A 19,147-nucleotide genomic window follows, 5' to 3' on the forward strand; every position below is an offset into this window, starting at 1 on the left:
AGCCGATCACCCGACCCGTTCGATCATCGCCATCGCCGCCGCCGGGTTGCGCGCCTTGAACCCACTGATGACATAAAGAAAAACCTCGCGAGCCCCGCCAGCTTTCCCGGCCGTGCCAACCGCCGCCAAGCCATCCGCCATCCCGCCCGACGCCCATTGCCTGGCCCGCCGCACCCACTGATCCAAAGCCTCCCCGCTGTACCCCAGCGCCTCATCCTCCGCCGTCCCCATGATCCGGGCATAAACGAAAGACGCGGTCGGATCGGCGATCTGCGGATACGCCGAATCCCCCGCCACCACGATCGCAACCCCATGCTCGGCCGCCAGCGCGACAAACTCCGGCGTGCGGAAACTGTCATGCCGCACCTCCACCGCATGACGCACCGCCTGCCCCTCCACCGACCTCGGCAACCGCTTCAGGAATCCCTCGAAATCGGCCGGGTCGAATTTCTTGGTCGCCATGAACTGCCACAGGATCGGCCCCAGCTTGGCCCCCAGATGCATCACGCCGCTGTTGAAGAACCGCTCGATCGATTCGCCGGCCTCGGCCAGCACCCGGCGGTTGGTGGTGTAGCGCGACCCCTTGACCGAGAACACGAAATCGTCCGGCGTCTCATCATGCCACTTGATGAAACTCGCCGGTTTCTGCGACCCGTAATAGGTGCCGTTGATCTCGATCGCCGTCAGCTTGCGGCTGGCGAATTCCAGCTCCCGCTTTTGCGCCAGACCGTCCGGGTAGAACATCCCGCGCCAGGGATCGTAGGTCCAGCCGCCCACACCGATCCGGATCCGCCCCTCGCCACCCCGCTTCACGATCAACCGTCCCGCCAGACCGCGGCCAGCTTGGTCGCCAAAAACCGCGCCAGCGCCGCGTTGACCGCGACCGGATTCTCCTGCGCCATCCAGTGCCCTGATTGAACCACCGCTTCGCTCAAATCGGCACAGGACGCCCGCATCGGCTCCGCCAGACGAGACACCAACGTCTCGCAGGTGTAATCGAACGCCCCGTGCAGGAACAACACCGGCATCGACAGCCGCCCGCCATCCCGAGCCTGCCGCGCGAACGCGCCATTCCGGGCGTGGTTCATGTACCAGGAATCCGGCCCGAAAAACCCATTGCGCTGCAGCGACGCGACGTGAACGCTGCAATCCGCCTCGCTCAACACGTCGCCATCCCGAGGCACCGCGGGCGCTCGGCCCGCGCCCCCGAACCAGCCGCCGTCACGCCGCACCAACGCGGTGCGCGACGGCTGCCCCTTGCCCGCCGCACTGCCTTTGCGGAACAGCGCCTTCACCGTGGCCGCCACGTCCGCCTCGAAATCCGCCACCGCCTTGGCGAAATTCTCCTGGTAGAACAGTTGATACTCCCACTGACCGGCGGGATACTCCGCCTCGGGATACACACCCCGATCGATCAGCGCACCCGTCTCCCCCGGCGTGAAGCCGCCAGGCAGATATGGCACGCACAGATTGACCAGACCCAGGCAACGTTCGGGGTGATGACTCCCCAGGCTCCACACCACCGGGCTGCCCCAGTCGTGCCCCACCCAAACCGCCTTGTCGCGCCCCAGCGCAGCCAGCAAATCCAGCATGTCGGCGACAATCGGCTCCAGCGCATAGTCCTCATGCCGAGGATAAACGCTGGACCGGCCATAGCCTCGCATATCCGGCGCGATGGCGCGAAAACCCAGCGCCGCGAATACCGGAAGCTGATGCCGCCAACTGATCGACAGCTCCGGCCAGCCATGCACAAAGATCAGCGGAGTCGCATCGGCGGCGCCGCAGCTCAGATAAAATGTCCTATGGCGTTCGCTGACCGCCATATGTTCGGTGACAGGAAACATCATCGCCAGAGCATGATCGCGCCGGGCGCAACGTTCAAGGCGGGTGAATCACGCAGCAAACCGAACAGCTCGTGTCCTCGCCCCACTTCGCGGCTGAGGTTTCGGATCAGCAGACCACTGAAAACGGGGATCGAGCCCCGCGTGGCACGCGACCCGTGTACCCGATCCGCCAGGTCAGGCGCACTCCCGCTCGCAGCGATCCGCCCACCGCGGGCGATGGACCCTCCATCAGCCGCCGCATTGCTTGTCGATCAGCCGCAACACGTCCGCCAGCCGGATTGTTAAGTTCGAAACGAAACTATCCCGGCAACGCAGCAGCATCCAGCCCGACCCGTCCCGCACGATCAACCACGTCGCGGTCTCCTTGCCGGCCTCGAAAACCCCGAGGATGCGCCGGGCACCGGCAACGTTCCACCGCCGGGGGGAAAAATCCATCACCGTATCGATCCCGTCGGCATCCTCCAGCCAGTCCGTCAGAACCTCTCGGTCCGCGATATCCAGCCCGGTGAATAGGCCTGCCGGCAGCGCCAAGGTTGCCCCGCTCTCCGCGGCGTTGAAACGAACATCCTCCGAGAGCGCAAAGGTCATGCCAACAAATCGCCGCGGTCCTGCCCCATCATCGGCTCGCGCTTTCCACACAGATGCACCCATGAATGGTTACTCGACCTTTGATCGCGCCACGCCGCAAACCGACACGGCGTCCGCCCGCGAAGTCGGCGCCGCGTCCTGGCCGACGGCTCGGGCAGCAGCAATAAAGCCCGTATCACGAACCCCGTATCACAGCATCGAAACGCGGCGCCGGCCCAGCCGACGCCGCATTTGCGTTATCGCCCGACGGCCCCCCCCGTCACCGGCGCGGCGACGACGGAGCCGCCGCCGCCGGCCGCGTTGTTCAGCAGGTAAGAGAACCCGAAGCTGGGGTTGGCAAACTGCCCGATATACTGGTTGTAGAACTGATAGACCTCGGCAATGCCAAGCTTCGGCACATACACCACGTCATACGGCGCCAAGCGGATATCGGCATCCGCGTCGCGACCCTGGCGCAACGCCCGCCACTTCACCGACAGGAACTCCGGCTTGTCGCCCGGACCGCGCCGTATCACGAATACCGACCCGTCGTCGCTGCTCAGCTTGGTGCCCCCCGCCCGCGCGATCGCCTGCGACAGCGTCAGCGTCGGTCCGACCGTGATGAACTCGCCCGGCGTATTCACCTCGCCGCCGACATAGACCCGGGTCGGCGCGAACGACTTCACCTCCACCGTCACCCGCGGATTCTGCAGCTCCTTCGAGTAGCCCTTGCGCAGCGTCTCCGCCAACTCCGACGGCGTATGCCCATACGCCACCGCGTCAGACACCGCCGTGGTCGAGATATGCCCGTCAGGCCGAACCGTCACTTCTTCGTTCAATTCCGGATTAAGCAACAGACGCACGTCCAGCGTGTCACCCACCTGGATCCGATACGGCGGCAGATTGGACGTAAAGGTCGACGCCGCCGGCTCCATCGGCGCCGGCGGCAGGTCCGGCACCGGGGAACACGCCGCCAACGCAACCGCCCCCGCGAACACGATCCCGGCCGGAGCGATCACCCGGCCGCGCCGAACCGAGCGTCCGGTTTCGTTGCTTGCGAGCACCATGCGGATGGCTTCTTCATTCATGTGTTTTTAACCCCTGTCGGTTGGTTCAGCGAAGACTCTGACGTTCGCCCAAGGCAGCTTTCCCGAACGCGTGTCGCACCAGTTCATCCCGCAATGCCCGCGACATGCATCCGCCGGTCGCATCCCGCCCCTCGCATCCGCTCAGCACCAGGCGCGAACCTCATAAAACGATCACCCAACAATACGCAGCAAACCCTATGCCAACCACCGTTGGCCGATTCCAAGCAAATTCGACCCGCCACCTGACGTAAAGGCAGCGTCATGTGTTGCGTACTACTATGCGATCGCAAAGAAGTACGCGACTCGGAAGCCGCTGATCCGGCGCGTGCATCGGATATTCAACAAAAAAGCCACGTATCGCTATGCTCCGACGCGCGACACTAGCGTGGCGGGTAGGCAGGCGCATAGCCGTTGGCGCGGATCTGCGTTTGCTGAACCGGCTCGCGCCCGCCCCCACCCGATAAATCGGCCGTCGCCACGTCGATGTAGCGCCGGCTCAGCGGCACGTCGTTGCCGCTCAACGCGTCCAGCGCGTGCGCCACGTCAGCCGAACTCCTCGCCGCGCCCGGCGATTCATCGCCGGCTCCATTGACCGGACGAAACACCAGTTGCAGTTGCGCTTCCTGCAGCAATCGCCGCGCATCCTCGATCCGTCCGGCAGCCAGCGCCGCTCGCGCCGCGTTCAGCTTGGGCAAGGTCGGCGATGAAGCGACCCGCGGCCGCGGCTCGACCGGGGGACTGTCCGGTTGCTCCGGAGCAACGCCCGGCGCGGCAAGCTGGCGCAACCGCGCCAGCACCGATTGCGCGTCATCGGGCTGCTCCTGACGAACCGGCGGCGGCGGCGGCGGCGGCGGCGCCGGCCTCGCCAACGCAAGCTTCTGTGGCGCCGGCTTCGCCGGCTCGGTCCTGGAAACCTCGCCCCTGCCCGATCCGATCCGGGCCACATCGTTCCGGGCCACATCACTTCGAGTCGCGTCCGCCCTGGCCGCGTCCGCCCTGGCCGCGTCGTTCCGGCCCGCGTCTGCCGTCGCCGCGTCTGGCCTGGCCGCGTCGTTCCGGGCCCCCTCAACCCTGCCCCCGTTTATCGGGGGCGTCTTCGGCCTGGCCCTCGCCGCCTCGGTCTCCGCGCTCGCATCCACCCCACTCGGCGCCGGCTCCAGCTTGGCCGCATCACTCCGTCCAGCCGCCGTCCTGGCTGCCATGCCCTTGCCCGGCTGCTGCCCAGCCGCGTCCACCGTGGCAGGCGGCGGCCCCGACGAAACCGCGCCGGCCACAGTGAGCTCATGCCGTTCCGGCACCGCGCCAGGCGCGGTGCCGCGCGCGGACGCTAAATCGGGCCGACCGGTTGCAGTCCCCGGCCCAGACTGAGGCACAGCCGGCGCCGCGGCCGTCGCCGGCAAAGCCGCCGGCGGCGCAGGCGGCACCGGCGGAGGTGTTGGCAGCGGCGGAAGCCTTGGCGGGGCCACCGCCGGACCTTGCGGCGGCGAAGTCTGCGTCACGTCAACCGCCGTCGGCGTCGCGTTCTGACCCGATGCGCCAGGCGGCGGACCGCTCAGCGGCACAACCGCCGGCGGCGCGGCGGCCAACGCAGCCTCCAACTCAGACGTCCGCGGCTGTGCCGAGGCAGACGGCGCCGCGGCGTCCAAGCTTGCCGGCTGCGCCGGCTCCGGTTTGCTGGCCAACTCGTCCTCAAGCTGCGCGACCCGCTGTTGCAGTTGCGCCACACGCCCACCCGCGGCATCGTGATCAGGCGCCGCCGTCGGCTCCGGCTGTGGCTCGTCCATCAGCGAATTCCACTGCTCACGCGCCTGATGGAGATAGACCGCGGGTTGTCCATAAATCGAAAGACCCAGCAGCAGAAGGCCGGAAACCGCTGCCACGGCCGAAATGGCAAGACGCACGTTGATTCCCCGCTATGAAGGGCGTTGCCGCAGTCATGCGGCGCCCGGAGCGCCGGCACAATAAAAGTGATTGTGTTCATACGGACGTGACCTCACGCAAACGCGATCGTGCCACCTTACGTAAACCGTAACGCAACCTGTTCATCACCGTCATGTCAGCCGCCTTGCACACCTCCGGTTCAGCCCTCAGGTCCTTCAGATCAGCCACAACTGAACGATCAGGAGGCGCCGACCATGCCGCAGGAATTCCACGATCAGCTCATTTCGTTCATGCCGAAGATGCGTGTCTGGGCCTTGGCTTTGACCCGTAACCGAGCCGCCGCCGACGATCTGACCCAGGACGTCGCAACCAAGGCGTTGGTCGCGCGTGACTGTTTCATACCCGGAACGAACTTCTCGGCCTGGGTGCACCGCATCATGATCAACCATTTCATCAGCAGCGTTCGCAGCAAGCGCGAATTCACCGATACCGAGAACATGCCCGAGGTTCCCGTCGCCGCCGCGCATGAAGATCGCACCGCCCTGCGCGAACTCGGCTGGGCGCTCGAGCGTCTGCCGCCCGACCAGCGCGAGGCGCTGTTCATGATCGTTCTGCAAGAGAAATCGTACGAGGACGCCGCCGAACAGACCGGCTGCGCGATCGGCACGCTGAAAAGCCGCGTTCACCGCGCCAGGCTGCAATTGCGCGCCTACCTGATGGGCGACGAAACCAAGATGGCGGCCTGACCTAGCCGCGCCGCTGGATACCCGGCGGCCACCCGAACCATCGACCTCCGGCAACATCGCGATCGACATGGGGGCGCCGGCCCCCACCAGGGACAAGGCAACCATGACAAGCTGCAGGGTGCGAAACGCCGCCCGTCGGCCAACCCCTAATCCACGCCCATCCGCAAGCGTCCGCGTCGAAATTCTTTATCCGCCGCCCGCGCGACCCTGGCAAACAAGCACCCGGACGCCTTCACCCACCCCGAAGCAAAAAAATCCCAAACAGCCCGGCCGGATCCTTCCAGACCCGCTGTGCCTCCCACCCGCCGCCGCGTGCTATCGCTACCAACCGCTGCTCGGTGTGCTTGTAGCTGTTCTCGGTGTGAATCGATTCACCTTCGCGGAAATCAATCGTTCGCCCTGCCAGATGAACCATCTGTTCCCGAACCGACACAAGATGCATCTCGATCCGGCTGTCGCGGTCGTTCCACATCGCCGCGTGGCGGAACTCACCAAGCTGGAAATCCGCCCCCGCCTCGCGGTTGAGCCGACGCAGCAGATTGAGATTGAACGCCGCCGTCACCCCGGCGGCATCGTTGTAGGCCGGCAGCAGGATCTTTGGACTCTTGCGCAGATCCGCCCCCAGCAGGAACCACGCATCCGCACCCAGTGAGACTCGCGCCGCCGCCAGAAACCGGGTCGCCGCCGCCGGATCCAGATTGCCGATCGTCGAGCCCGGAAAAAACCCCATGCGTGCCGACCCAAGCGCCGGCAGCCGAAGTGGTTGCATGAAATCCGCAACCACCGGAACCACCGTCAAGCCAGGATGCGAAATCTCCAACCGGTCGTGCATCGCCCGCAACGCGACCTCGGCCACGTCAATCGAAACGTAGGTTTGAAACGGCGTATCCGGACGATCCAGCAGAATCCGAGCCTTGCTTTCGTCGCTGCCGCCGAATTCGACCAGCACCGCATCGCGGAAATCATCCGGTATCAGCCCGGGCGCGATCGACCTCAACAGCGAGGTTTCCGTTCGCGTCAAGTAATATTCCGGCTGCCGAGTGATCTCGTAGAACAGCCGACAGCCTTCGTCGTCATAGAACAACGTCGGCGGCAGCGTCTTGGGTGAGGCGCTAAGCCCAGTGATCGCAGCATCAACCACGTCTGCCCGCGTATCATGCGGGGCAAATCCGGTATCGTTCGGCACGTTAGCCTCCGATTATAGGTCTTTTGCCAGACGAAGGCCGCTGAACTGCCATCGCTTGTCGGGGTGAAAGAAATTCCGATAGCTGGAACGCGCATGGCCGCGCGGCGTCGCCATCGACCCGCCGCGCAGAACCATCTGATTGATCATGAACTTTCCGTTGTACTCGCCAATCGCGCCGACCGCGGCCCGATATCCCGGATATGGCCGATAGGCACTTTCGGTCCACTGCCAAACATGACCGTTGGTCTCGTGGATCGAAGGATTGGCGCGCGCTGCCTCCCACTCAGTCTCAGTCGGCAGACGAACCCCGCTCCAGCGAGCGAACGCGTCGGCCTCATACCAACTTATGTGGCGCACCGGCGCGTCCAAAACCAGATCCGCCAGGCCGCCCGGACCGAATTGCAGCCATGCCCCGTCACGTTCACGCCAATGCATCGGTGCCTGCCATTCGTTGTACTGCACCGCGGCCCAACCGTCCGACATCCAAAGCGACGAGGTCCGGTAGCCGCCATCGCGGATGAACTCTGCCCACTCCCGATTGCGCACCAGGCGCGACGCCACGGCGTGAGGATGCAGATAGGCGTCATGCGAAGGCGTTTCGTTATCAAAACAGAACCCCGCGCCGTCATGGCCGATCCGATGCAGACCGCGGCCGCACGTCACGAACGTCGTTTCGCCGCCATGACCAATGGGCTCACGCCAATCCGCAATCATCACCGGATCCAGCGGATTGGCGGCGAAGGCGTGCAGCAGGTCGGTGATCAGCAACTCCAGATGCTGTTGTTCGTGGTGCAGGCCAAGTTCGACGATGGTGAGCACATCATCCGTCAGTAGCGGAATTGCCTGTCGCAGCGCGCCGTCGACGTGCTGGCGGTACTGCGTCACCTCCGACGCCGACGGCCGCGTCACCAGGCCGCGCGTTGGGCGTGGATGCCGCGGCCCCACGGCTTCATAGTATGAGTTGAACAGGAAGCCGAAAGCCGGATCGAACACCCGATACTCCGCCACGTGCGGAACCAGCACGAACTGCTCGAAAAACCACGTCGTATGTGCTCGGTGCCATTTTACCGGGCTGGCATCGGGCATCGACTGGACGCACTGGTCAGCCTCGGTCAATCCGTCCGCGAGAGACTCGGTCCCGCCGCGTATATCCCGGAAACGACTGGACAACTCCTGGGCGCGCGAAGGTTCGTGGGAAAGTCCAACGTCGTCCATCGTGTCCTCCACTGGCGGTTAACGCCGGCACTTACTGTCTAGTCTCGAATAAGCCAGCGATTTCTTGTCATTCTATGGTGAGCATTCGCGGTTAAGTAAGAGTTCACCTCGGATCACAAACCGCCTCGCCTCGCTTCGACGTGGCCGCGTTGTAACGCAACGCGCCGCGGGCACGCTCGTTGCCACGGCTTCCTAGGAGCACGCGCCATGGCAGACATCGCCAACCGAAAGATCGCCATCCTCGCCACCAATGGGGTGGAACAGGTGGAACTGACCGAACCCGTCAAGGCACTGAAGGCCGCCTCCGCCCAGGTGACAGTGATCTCGCCGAACGGCGGCCAGATCCAAGGGATGAACCACGACGAAAAGGCCGAGATGCTGGCGGTGGACCACGATCTCGCCAGCGTCTCCGCCGAGCGTTTCGACGCGCTGGTATTGCCGGGCGGCGTCGCCAATCCGGACGTCCTGCGCACCAACCCCGACGCGGTCGCGTTCGTGAAGCATTTCGTTCAGTCCGGCAAGCCGATCGCCGCGATCTGCCACGGTCCGTGGACCCTGATCGAGGCCGACGGCGTGCGCGGCCATCACATGACCTCGTGGCCATCGCTGCGCACCGACCTGACCAACGCCGGCGCTGTCTGGGAAGACAAATCCGTGGTCGTCGACGGCAATCTGGTGACCTCCCGCAACCCGGATGATCTGCCCGAATTCTGCCGCGAGATGATCAAGCTCTTCGGCACCGCCCCGGCCCGCAAGGCGGCTTGAAGCCGATCATCCGGCGAGCCGCCGCGCCCCACGGATCTGGTCGATCAAACCGGCCGGATCCGTCGGCGCGGCGTTGCCGCGCCATGCAACATGCTGGTCCGGCCGCGACAGCACCAGCTTCTCGGCGTAAACCGGTTCCCGGGTCGAAACATCGACCACCTTCAGCGGAACCCCTCTGCTCTGCGCCGCCGCCGTGACATCCCCGACATCAACGCTGCGATCGAAGCGCAGCAGCGTGAAGTCGGCGCCCATGACGTCGTATAGCGAGGTCCCCTCCTGCAGCCAGATATGCGGCGTGCGACAACCCGGCACCGTCGATGGCGTGAAGTCGTAGATCGTGTAGCCCGGAGCGTGCGCCCCGTCGCCGGCGATTATCGGTGACTGTTCCACGAACGATCCGAAGTTCAGGCCGCCGCAACAGAACTGACCGACATTGATGTCATAGGCATCCTGGCCCAGCCGAGCGCGGGCCGCGTCGCCGTCGGAACCGAGTTGCTCGATGTTGTCGGGCACCACGCCACGTTGCCGGGCCAGCGCGGCGGACGTCGCCATCGCGTAACGAGAAACCTGCTCGGTGATCGGCATCCGTTCGATCTCGTAGCAATCGAGGATGGCCGGTGACGCCCAGCCGTTCAGCACGCCGGCGAGCATCCACGACAGGTTCATCGCGTCGGCGATCCCGGCATTCATTCCGTATCCGGCATTCGGCACCCAGATATGCGCGGCATCGCCGCACAGGAACACCCGTCGGTCGCGAAACCGGTCGGCGATCATTCTCCGGGCGGTCCAATCCTCCTTGGCGATGATCTCGAACGGGAACGACGGACCGACGCCGAGGATGGTACGGATGCACCATTCGCGATCGACGTTGTCGAACGTCTCGCCCGGACGCATGTAGTTGTGGACCAGCCAGGTCTCCCGCCCATCGATGGCAAACATGTTGGCGCTGCGCCGTGGATTGAGCGACGTGTTCGCCCACGCCGGCCGCGTCGGCGTCGCCCGCAGCAGTTCCGGTGCTCGGATATACGTCGATTGCCGCTGCTCCAGCATCGCATCGCCGGTCAGGCTGGCGCCGATGCGCCGCCGCACCAGCGAATGCGCGCCATCGGCACCGATCAGGTAGTCGGCGGAAATGGTCAGGTCCTCGCCGCCGTCCAGATCGGCCACGGTCGCTGTCACGCCGGCATCGTGCTGCTGGAAGCCGGTCAGTTGCATGCGGTTCAGGATGCGCACGCCTGGCATCGACCCGGCATGCGCGAACAGCACCGGTTCCAGAAAGATCTGGTTGATCCGGTGCGGCGGTTCCGGTGTCGGCCACCAGGTATCCGGGCCGCCGGTGGCGCTGTAGCGGTCGGCCCGACAGGGGATCGGAATCCGCGAAAGCTCAGTTCCCGTCGTCGTCGTTCGAAACGCTATGTCATTCGGGTAGTCCGCCGGCAGGCCGGCCTCACGGACTGCCCGCACCACGCCGAGGCGACGGAAGATCTCCATCGTCCTGGCACTGACATGGTTGCATTTGACACTAGGTGGTTCGCCGGGCGCGCGGCTTTCCAGCACCACCACGGCGATGCCGCGCCAGGCAAGGTCCATCGCCACCGTCAACCCGACCGGACCGCCGCCGGCAATCAATACCCTGGTCGCAATCTGTCTCACGCCCGCTGCCTCCCGCCATCTCGACGCAGTCTGCCCGCTTCGGCGGATCGCCGAAAGAGCCCGGCCCGGTGCTGGCCGCGGATCCCGATAGCGGCACAGCAAGCGGCAACGAAAAGCAAGCCGGCGGACACCGAGACGGCAATGCGCAGACCGCCCACCATGTCGTCGCGCATCAGCGCGCCGAACAGCGCCACCCCGATTGCGGCACAGGCCTGGCGATGGCGTTCAGCAGGCCGGACGCCGAACCCGACCGTGATCGCGGCACCGTCGCCAGCAGTGCGGCGGTCATCGGCGGCACCGCCACACCGATGCCGAACCGAACGAACAATTGCGCCGGCAGCAGCGACACGTACGAGGTATCGGCACCGAGGCCGCGTAACAGCCAGAACCCCGCCGCCGCCAGCAAAAGGCCGCCGGCCATCGGTGCGCGGGCACCCACCCGCGCCGACAGCCATCCGCCAGCAAGGTTCGACACCGTGACCCCAAGCGCAAACGGCACGAACGCCCAGCCGGTCTCCGCCGGTGTGTACGACAACACCCTCTGGAAATACAGCGTCAGCGCGAAGCTCAGACCGTATATGGCGACACTGATCAGGAAGCCGGCGATCGTGGCGATGCTGAAGGTCGGATCCCGGAAGAACTCCAGCGGGATCGCCGGTTGCCGCGCCCGGCGTTCCACCCACGGCAGGCTGGCGGCGGCCGTCGCGGCCACCGCGAACCCGGCCAGCACGACGGACGCCGTCCAGCCCCGTGTACCGGCTTCGATGACCGCCCAGACCAGCGCCAGCAGCGCAACGATCGTCAGCACCTGGCCGGGCGCATCGATGCCGCGCCGTTCCGGCTGGACTGGATCGATGGCAAAACGTGCGGCCATCCAGATCCCCAGTGCCGCGATCGGCAGATTGGCCTTGAAGATGGCGCGCCAGCCGAACGCGGTCAGCAGGATGCCGCTAGCGACCGGGCCCACCGCCAGCGCCACCCCTCCGGCCGCGCTCCAGATCCCGATCGCACGCGACCGCGCCGCTGCGTCGTCTTCGCAGGCGTGGTTGATCAGCGCCAGCGAGCACGGCACCAGCAATGCCCCGCCGATCCCCTGCACGGCGCGGAAGCCGACCAGCATGGCAGTCGAGGTCGCCAGGCCGCAGGCAAGCGAGGCGGCGGCGAAGATCGCAAAACCGCCGAGGAAGGCGCGCTTGGCGCCGATCCGGTCGGCCAGCGCCCCGGCCGACAGCAACAGTGCGGCGAACACCAGCAGATAGGCGTCGACCGCCCACTGCAGCCCGTCCAGGCTGGCCCCAAGCGCCGCGCCGATCCGCGGCAGCGCCACGTTCAGGATCGATGTATCCAGTTGCACCACGGCGAATCCCAGGCTGGTCGCGGCGGTGATCAGCGCCATCCGGCTCAGCTTGGCTGTCTGTTGCATGCCCACTCCTCCCGTGATCAGGAATTGCATGCTAGAACCGCGCTGCTGACAGCGTTGTGTCAGCAGTCTCGGGGGGCTTGCCATGCGCCGAGCCGATCGGCTGTTCGATGTGATCCAGGCGTTGCGCTCGGCCAAGCGACCGATGACGGCGGCGGCGCTAGCCGACCGGCTGGAGGTCACCGTCCGCACCGTCTATCGCGATGTCGCCACCTTGCAGGCTCGGCGCGTGCCAATCGAGGGCGCGGCCGGCATAGGTTATGTGCTGCGCCGCGGCTTCGACCTGCCGCCGCTAATGTTCACCACCGAGGAGGTGGACGCCATCGCGGTCGGCGCGCAACTGGTCCGGCGGCTGCGCGACCCAGCGCTGCAGGATGCCGCCGCCGGCGTGCTGTCGAAGATCGCCGTGGTGCTGCCGGACCAGACCCGGGCCTACTTCGATGCGGCACCGTTCTATGTCTCCAAAGGCAGCGCGCGCGTTTCCGACGGCGTCGATCTGTCGGACATCCGCGGCGCGATCCGCGATACCCGCAAGTTGCGCCTGGCCTATGTCGACGAGCAGGAGCGTCGCACGAGACGCACCGTCTGGCCGATCGCGCTGGCCTATTATGTCGACGTGACGCTGATCGCGGCCTGGTGCGAGCTAAGAAACGATTACCGGCATTTTCGGGTCGATAGGATCGATCAAATAACGGTCATGCCAGACCAGTATCCGCCCGACAACGGTCGGCTGGCGGGTTGGCTGGCGCTGCGCAAGGAACGCACCGAGGCCGACGCCTGACTTATCGCCATCCGGTCATCGGCCACTGCACCTTGGCCACCGCGGCGTCGGCCGGCCAGATTGTGACATAACCTTTGCCCTGAAGCTGGGTCAGGTAGGTGGCGCTTTCGATGTTCTGGCCGCTGGCATCGAACCTGACACCGTCGTATCCGATGATCATCGCGGCGCGCGGCATGTCAGTTGCCCGCAAGGCGGCTTGCAGCTTGGCTGGATCGGTCGAACCGGCGCGGTTCAGGGCATCGGCCAGCACGAAGAACGCCTGCAGCGAGCGGCCGCTGACATCGCCGATCTCGTTGCCGGTCTTGGCCTGATAGATCGCGTTGACCGCGGCCGACAGGCTGTTCGGCGGCCCCTTGCTCCAGACGCTGCGATTGACCAGCCCGTTTGCAAGGTTGCCCACGGTGGGCAGGAACGCCGGGTCGGAGAAGCCGGCCGAATCGCCAATGATCATCGGCGGCAGGTAATCCAGCGTCTTCATCGTGCGCAAGAACAAGATCGCGTCCGAGGCATAGCTGACGAACAGCGCGACCGAGGGGTTCTTGGCCTTCAGTTGCAGCACCTGCGCCGAGACGTCGGCGCCATTGGCGCTGTATGGCACGCGTATCGACACCGGCAATCCAACCTTGGCCGCCTCGGCCGCGATAGCATCGCCGACCGAGGAACCATAATCAGTGTTCTCGTTGACGATCGCGACGTCCTGGACGCGGCGCCCCGCCTTCTTCTGGTCCAGCAGGAATCGCATGTAGCTGTCGGCGAAGTTGGTGGCGATCGGGGTCACCCGGAAGGTGTATTTGAAGCCCCGCCCGGTGATGTTGGCGGCCACCGAATCGGCCACCACGAACGGCACGCCGTAGCGCTCGGCTACCGCGGTCGCGGTCATTGCGGTAGAAGACTGATAGGCGCCGAACAGCGCCGCCACCTTGTCGCCGGTGATCAGCTTCAGCGCCAGGCTTTGTGCCATCGACGGATCGCCGCGATGGTCGACGTAGATCGGGTCAATCCTGGCGCCCCCGAGGCCGGGCAGGCCGGCGGGGGTGCCGACGGTGAGGCCTTTCAGGTCGGGGTGGCCGGTGTTGATGATATCGGCCGCCACCTCGACCGCGGCCTTCGCCTCGGCGCCCGATGCCGCCGAATTGCCGGTCAGCGGGAACATCACGCCGACCTTCACCGCCGGGGCGGCGACGGCGGTTCGGGCGGCGATCACAGCGGGGGCGGTCAGCAGCAACGCGCGGCGGCGGATCATCGGGCTGTCCTTATTCCATCGTTATGGTGTGCCAGGTCAGAAGGTTGCCTCGGCCTGCATCGCCAGGTTGCCGTCCGGGTTGGCCGCCCAGAGCGAGGCGCCGTTGTCGTTGGGCACGCCAAGCACCGAAAACGGCGCGGTGTCGAACAGCGGGCTGACGGCGCGGAAGCGGAACGTCGCCACCGCGCGGTCGGTATGGCGCCGCAGTAGGTCGATAAGCAAGGTGGCGATCAGCGGGCCATGCACGATCAGCCCGGGATAGCCTTCTGTTTCGGTCACATAACGTCTATCATAGTGGATGCGATGGCTGTTGAAGGTCAGCGCGGAGTAGCGGAACAGCAGCGCCTCGCTGGGCTGGATGCGGCGCCCCCAGACAGCGTCGGCGGGCGCCGGCGCAGGCGCGACGGGCGGGTCGCCTGGGCGCGGCGGGTCGCGATAGACGATGTCGTGCTCTTCGACCAACGCCAGTTCGGAACCGGCGGAGACCTCGTGGCGCACAAGCACAAAGCAGAGCGTTCCGTTGCGCCCGTGCTTGACGGTGACGTCCTGGACGGTGGAGGTGCGGGTGATCGGGTCGTCCACTCGCAGCGGCCGATGGAAGGTGAACCGGCCGCCGGCCCACATCCGGCGCGGCAGCGGCACCGGCGGCAGGAAGCCGCCGCGCTGGGGATGGCCGTCCGGGCCGAGCACCGATTGTGGCGCGGTCGGCAGGAAGTACAGCCAGTGCCACAGCGGCGCCAGCGCATCGCCGGCGGCGGGCGGCCGATCGTCGCGGTCCAGGGTGGCTGCGAGCGCGGCGACCGGGAATCGTGTTACCTGATCGTGCAAAGTTTCCTGCCGCCCGATCCAGGACCGCAGATTAGTGACGTCGAGTTCGGTCATGTTGGCGGCTCCGTCGCGGCCGGCCGCGCTATACCATTCGTGGCCGGGCGCGCCATAGCATTTGCGGTTGGCGGCGCCGTATCATTCGCGGTGGGGTTCGCGGCTGGGCGCCCCAAGTGTTCCGCGGCCTGGCGCGCGCGTGCCGCACCCTGGCGCGCCATGTCCGCGCACAGCCCGGTATAGGCGGTGGGGTCGAGCAGCGCGTGGATCTGGCTGGCGCCGAGATGCGCTCGGACGCGCGAGTCGGCGGCCAGCAAATCGCCGAACGGGCGACGCTGCACGAAGGCTTGCTGAGCGGCGTCATACACCGCGTCATGCGCGTGTTGGCGCCCGATCGTGCTGCCCAGTTGCAGCATCACCGCCTCGGCCATGATCAGCCCGCCACCGAGGTTCAGATTGGCCCGCATACGGTCGGGGTCGAGTTGCAGGCCGCGCATCACCTCAGCCATGCGGGCCAGCATGTCGCCGGTGACAATGCAGGCGCGCTGTTCGGCCGTGTCCATCATCAGGCTGGTGGTACGGTCGGCCTCGTGTTCGGTCATCATCGCTTCCAGCGCCAAAGGCACCTGGGATCGGATGTCGGCGGCGGCGGCGATGATGTCCTGGCAAAGCTTGGGATTGCGTTTCTGCGGCATCGTGGAACTGCCGACGGTGCCGGGCGGGACGGGTTCCTCCAGTTCGGCGAACTCGGTCTTCATCAGGGTGTAGATTTCGCGACCGATCTTGCCGCTGGTGGCGGCGAGCAGGCCGAGCAGCATGATGTTCTCGGCCAGATGGTCGCCGATGGCGCGCGACGGCACGGTCATCGAGCCGAACCCCAGCAGCCGGCCGATGCCCTGCTGCACGGCGGGTCCGTTCTCGCCGAGCGAGGCGAAGGTGCCGGCGCCGCCGCCGAGCATGGCGACGAACAGCCGGGGTGCGGCTTGCTGAAAGCGTTCGGTGTGGCGCAGCAGTTCGTCGATCCAGACCGCGACCTTGTAGCCGAAGGTGGCCGGCACCGCGTGCTGGCCGTGGGTGCGTCCGGCGATCGGCAGGTCGGCACCGCGGTCGGCCAGATCGGCCATGGCGGACAGGATTTCGCCGATCTGGCGCAGGAAGACGTCGTGTGCCTGGCGTAGCACCAGCAGGTCGCCGGTCTGGGTGATGTTCTGCGTGGTCGCCCCCCAGTGGACCCAGCCGCCATGCGGTTCGCCGACGATGCGGCCGAGTTCCCAGACCAGCGGCACGATGGTGTGGCCGGTGCGCGCCAGAGCTTCGTCGATACGCTTGCGGTCCATCTTGTCCAGCCGAGCGGCGGCTGCGATGGCATCGGCCGCCCGTGCTGGAATGATACCGCGTTCGGCTTGGGCGCGGGCGAGTGCAGCCTCGACGTCGAGCCACGCCTGCCAGCGGTTTTCCAGCCGGTACAGCGCGCGGATTCCGGGGTCCGAGACTCGCGTGGCGGTGGGCAAGGTGTCGGTCAATGACGGTCTCCCGCGCTGTCGTCGCGCGGGGCAGGATCGCAGCCGGGGTGCTGGGCGGCAAGCCCGGCCGAAGTTGGGCGGATCAGGCGGGGTGGTGGTTGGTGGGTTCGCCGCGGCGTCGGGCATTTAATCGGGGTGGCGGACGTTGCCTTACCAGATTTATATAACGGGTACCCCGGTGCGCCTTATCTGTCTTGTGAAGGTAGCTTTTCAAACACGGCGCGCGTGTCGGTGAGCCATACGGCATCGAGTTTCTTCACTGCCTGCAAAACCCGGCGCACCGCGGCGGCGCCGGATGGGGTGCCGACCACAAAGGGATGTATGCCGATGGCAACCACGGTCGCCTCGCGTTGAGGATATGCCTCTGCTTCACGGGCGAGCTCGGTCACGTAGTCGATCCAGAGGCGCTCCAGGTCGACCGGTTCCAGGCCGCGGGTGAGGTAGTGGCCCATGTCAACCGTTACTGCCGGATAAGGAATTTGCAGCAGCGGCCCGGATGGCGAGTGCAACACGGTCAATACATCCGAATCCATGCCGTCCAACGTGTAACGAATGCCTTCCGCCGTGGTCGCGGAGAATGTATCGGCGTTTGGATAGACACTTGGGCTGGACCAACCGATCGGCCTTTCCCCGGTATCGCGCTGGATCATGTCCAGCGTGCGCTTGATATAGCCCGCTTGGGCGGCGATGCCCTGGGTAAGCGGGAGCAGTTGCGTCGAGTTGTTCATGCCGTGGCCGAGGATCGGCGCGCGCGGCGTGCTGGCGCGAAGCTGCGGCCAGATCTCGGGGTAGCTGGACGGGAACAGCGCGTTCAGCGCGAAGCTCAGGGGCACGTCCTGTTCCTGGAACAACCGGCCGACGCGCGGTAGTCCCCACTCGATCGCGTATTGCCGAAACGCCCCGTTTACTGCGTCGGGATCACGCGAGGTCATGTCCTCACGCAGGTTCGGGCCGTGGCCAGGCCCCCATACCTCGACGTAAAGCACGAAGATCACGGCAACCTTCTTGCCGCCGGGCCAGGCGTTCACATGCACGTCCTCGCGCGGCAGACCGGTGAGCCAGTCCGGAACGGTCCGCGCCGAAGCCGGCAGCGGCGCGAGCATCCCGACCACGGCGAGTGGACCGAGCAATAGCGCCAGGCCCGCGCCGCGCGAAAGCCAGGAGCGGCAACGCATTGCCATCAACTTCATCATGCGCCTCGCCTTCGATGCAGGGTGGAATGATAGCCTCAGCCTGGGCACCGGCGGGGCAGACGTCCCCGAGGCGCGCGCCGCCTACTGGTGTCAAGGCAGATCGGCCAGCGAGGTGGGGCCGGGGCCAGGCGTGACCAGGGTTGGCCACTGATGCGAGCCGAATGGCACCCTGGGCGGAAGCTGCGTGGTCATGCCGCGCGCCTTGGTCTCGGCGATAATGCTATCGCGAGCGTCGCCACCCATCAGCTCGTAATCCATCAGGTAGGGGCTGTGGAAGAACGTTTCTCCGACAGTGCGATCGGCGATGATGCGGGTGAGCGATTCGAGCATGTCTTGCGGGGTCGAGGTGAACGAGACCGTTTCGATCAGGATCAGCCGCGAATTGATGTCGTCGGGGCCGAAGAACTGGGCAAGGATGCTGAACAGAACGTTGTTCTGCCGCGCGACATAGATCGTGTTGCTGGCGGCATAGAGCTTGCTCCAGTCAGGGCCGAGCTGGTTTTTCCAATCGGCCAGCACGCCCATCCAGTGCTTTACCTGGGTGTCGGCGGCCCATTTGATATTTAGTTTTAAACGATCCTTTTGCTTGGCGGCGAAATTCTGGACGTCGGCGAAGCTGACGGTCTGGCCGGCAGCGACCTTGTCGATGAAAGCGATATTTTCCCCGATCAGCGCGCGGTTGTTGTCGCGCCATTCCACCGGCATGCTGGTCTTGTCAAGGCTCGCAAGCGCCGCCTTCAGCCGCTCCCGGTAGGCGAGCAGCGAAGGCTGGAACGAGACGTCATCCTGCTTGCCGATATGCGGCCCGACCACGACGCCCAACGCCATGACGCTGTGGCCGACCGATTTGAGCAGTTGATAGACCTCCGGCACCGGCGGCGCTTCCAGCGGCGCCTGGTTCGGCCGGTAGAGGATGAAGCGTCCTCCGGCGCCGGAGAACAGGCCGAGGATCACCGGATGTTGCGCCAGGATACTGCCTTGCACCAGGGTTCCGGCTTCGCCATAGAGTTCGAACATGCCGGTGTTGAGAGCCAGGATGTTCTGCTTCGCACTGGCGGCGGAGTCGGGCACTTTCGCACCGACAATGACATTCATGTAGTCCGGGACGCCGGACTGCGCGTGGGCAGCAACGGCGCCGAGGGCAGTGGCCCCGCACAGCACGGTGGCAAGCAAAACGCGGCGGAAAGTCCTGACGGTGTTGTTCATTAAATTCTCCGATT

Annotated in this window: 17 protein-coding genes; 3 read left to right on the forward strand and 14 right to left on the reverse strand. The window is 65.8% G+C overall.

Going from position 1 to position 19,147, the window contains the following annotated elements; all coding sequences use genetic code 11:
* Positions 1-6: 6 nt before the first annotated feature.
* From ACQY4T_RS19085 to ACQY4T_RS19105, 5 genes are all read right to left on the reverse strand, one after another.
* Positions 7-813: a DUF72 domain-containing protein gene (locus ACQY4T_RS19085; RefSeq protein ID WP_428533937.1), complete on the reverse strand. Its 807-nt coding sequence runs from the start codon at positions 811-813 to the stop codon at positions 7-9.
* 2 nt (positions 814-815) lie between these two features.
* Positions 816-1,847 (reverse strand): alpha/beta fold hydrolase, encoded by a 1,032-nt coding sequence (locus ACQY4T_RS19090; RefSeq protein WP_428533939.1) that lies wholly within the window; start codon positions 1,845-1,847, stop codon positions 816-818.
* Positions 1,848-2,072: 225 nt separating this feature from the next.
* On the reverse strand, positions 2,073-2,432 hold the full coding sequence (locus tag ACQY4T_RS19095; RefSeq protein WP_428533941.1) for a hypothetical protein: 360 nt from the start codon (positions 2,430-2,432) through the stop codon (positions 2,073-2,075).
* A gap of 236 nt (positions 2,433-2,668) precedes the next feature.
* Positions 2,669-3,499 (reverse strand): polysaccharide biosynthesis/export family protein, encoded by an 831-nt coding sequence (locus ACQY4T_RS19100; RefSeq protein ID WP_428533943.1) that lies wholly within the window; start codon positions 3,497-3,499, stop codon positions 2,669-2,671.
* A 380-nt stretch (positions 3,500-3,879) separates the two neighbouring features.
* Positions 3,880-4,368: a hypothetical protein gene (locus ACQY4T_RS19105; RefSeq protein ID WP_428533945.1), complete on the reverse strand. Its 489-nt coding sequence runs from the start codon at positions 4,366-4,368 to the stop codon at positions 3,880-3,882.
* Positions 4,369-5,634: 1,266 nt separating this feature from the next.
* Here ACQY4T_RS19105 and ACQY4T_RS19110 point away from each other — a divergent pair.
* Positions 5,635-6,126, forward strand: coding sequence for a sigma-70 family RNA polymerase sigma factor (locus ACQY4T_RS19110; protein WP_428533947.1), 492 nt, complete (start codon positions 5,635-5,637; stop codon positions 6,124-6,126).
* 232 nt (positions 6,127-6,358) lie between these two features.
* Here the strand turns inward: ACQY4T_RS19110 and egtD are convergent, their stop codons facing one another.
* The gene (gene egtD / locus ACQY4T_RS19115) at positions 6,359-7,312 is read right to left on the reverse strand and encodes an L-histidine N(alpha)-methyltransferase (protein ID WP_428533949.1); all 954 of its coding nucleotides are present in this window, start codon (positions 7,310-7,312) and stop codon (positions 6,359-6,361) included.
* 12 nt (positions 7,313-7,324) lie between these two features.
* Entirely contained in the window at positions 7,325-8,527 is a 1,203-nt protein-coding gene (egtB, locus tag ACQY4T_RS19120; protein ID WP_428533951.1) for an ergothioneine biosynthesis protein EgtB, read from the reverse strand.
* A gap of 207 nt (positions 8,528-8,734) precedes the next feature.
* On the opposite strand from egtB, the gene ACQY4T_RS19125 reads away from it, so the two are divergent.
* Positions 8,735-9,292, forward strand: a complete 558-nt coding sequence (locus ACQY4T_RS19125; RefSeq protein WP_428533953.1) for a type 1 glutamine amidotransferase domain-containing protein — start codon at positions 8,735-8,737, stop codon at positions 9,290-9,292.
* Positions 9,293-9,298: 6 nt separating this feature from the next.
* On the opposite strand, the gene ACQY4T_RS19130 is transcribed toward ACQY4T_RS19125, so the two are convergent.
* Both ACQY4T_RS19130 and ACQY4T_RS19135 read right to left on the reverse strand, forming a co-directional pair.
* Entirely contained in the window at positions 9,299-10,945 is a 1,647-nt protein-coding gene (locus ACQY4T_RS19130; protein WP_428533955.1) for an FAD-dependent oxidoreductase, read from the reverse strand.
* Between the two features lie 172 nt (positions 10,946-11,117).
* Positions 11,118-12,368 carry an MFS transporter gene (locus tag ACQY4T_RS19135; protein ID WP_428533957.1) on the reverse strand — a complete coding sequence of 417 codons (1,251 nt, stop codon included), beginning with the start codon at positions 12,366-12,368 and terminating at the stop codon, positions 11,118-11,120.
* Between the two features lie 82 nt (positions 12,369-12,450).
* On the opposite strand from ACQY4T_RS19135, the gene ACQY4T_RS19140 reads away from it, so the two are divergent.
* Entirely contained in the window at positions 12,451-13,146 is a 696-nt protein-coding gene (locus ACQY4T_RS19140) for a helix-turn-helix transcriptional regulator (protein WP_428533959.1), read from the forward strand.
* 1 nt (position 13,147) lies between these two features.
* Here ACQY4T_RS19140 and ACQY4T_RS19145 read toward each other — a convergent pair whose 3' ends face one another.
* The 5 genes from ACQY4T_RS19145 to ACQY4T_RS19165 all read right to left on the reverse strand — a co-directional run bounded on the left by ACQY4T_RS19145 (position 13,148) and on the right by ACQY4T_RS19165 (position 19,133).
* Positions 13,148-14,389 (reverse strand): ABC transporter substrate-binding protein, encoded by a 1,242-nt coding sequence (locus ACQY4T_RS19145; protein WP_428533961.1) that lies wholly within the window; start codon positions 14,387-14,389, stop codon positions 13,148-13,150.
* Positions 14,390-14,425: 36 nt separating this feature from the next.
* Positions 14,426-15,271, reverse strand: coding sequence for an FAS1-like dehydratase domain-containing protein (locus ACQY4T_RS19150; RefSeq protein ID WP_428533963.1), 846 nt, complete (start codon positions 15,269-15,271; stop codon positions 14,426-14,428).
* On the reverse strand, positions 15,268-16,734 hold the full coding sequence (locus tag ACQY4T_RS19155; RefSeq protein ID WP_428533965.1) for a class-II fumarase/aspartase family protein: 1,467 nt from the start codon (positions 16,732-16,734) through the stop codon (positions 15,268-15,270). Before ACQY4T_RS19155 ends, ACQY4T_RS19150 begins: the two co-directional genes overlap by 4 nt.
* Before the next feature lie 185 nt (positions 16,735-16,919).
* Positions 16,920-17,927 (reverse strand): hypothetical protein, encoded by a 1,008-nt coding sequence (locus tag ACQY4T_RS19160; protein WP_428533967.1) that lies wholly within the window; start codon positions 17,925-17,927, stop codon positions 16,920-16,922.
* Between the two features lie 90 nt (positions 17,928-18,017).
* Positions 18,018-19,133 (reverse strand): hypothetical protein, encoded by a 1,116-nt coding sequence (locus ACQY4T_RS19165; protein ID WP_428533969.1) that lies wholly within the window; start codon positions 19,131-19,133, stop codon positions 18,018-18,020.
* Positions 19,134-19,147: the final 14 nt, after the last annotated feature.

Source organism: Rhodopila sp. (genome assembly GCF_965277825.1).
GTDB lineage: Bacteria > Pseudomonadota > Alphaproteobacteria > Acetobacterales > Acetobacteraceae > Rhodopila.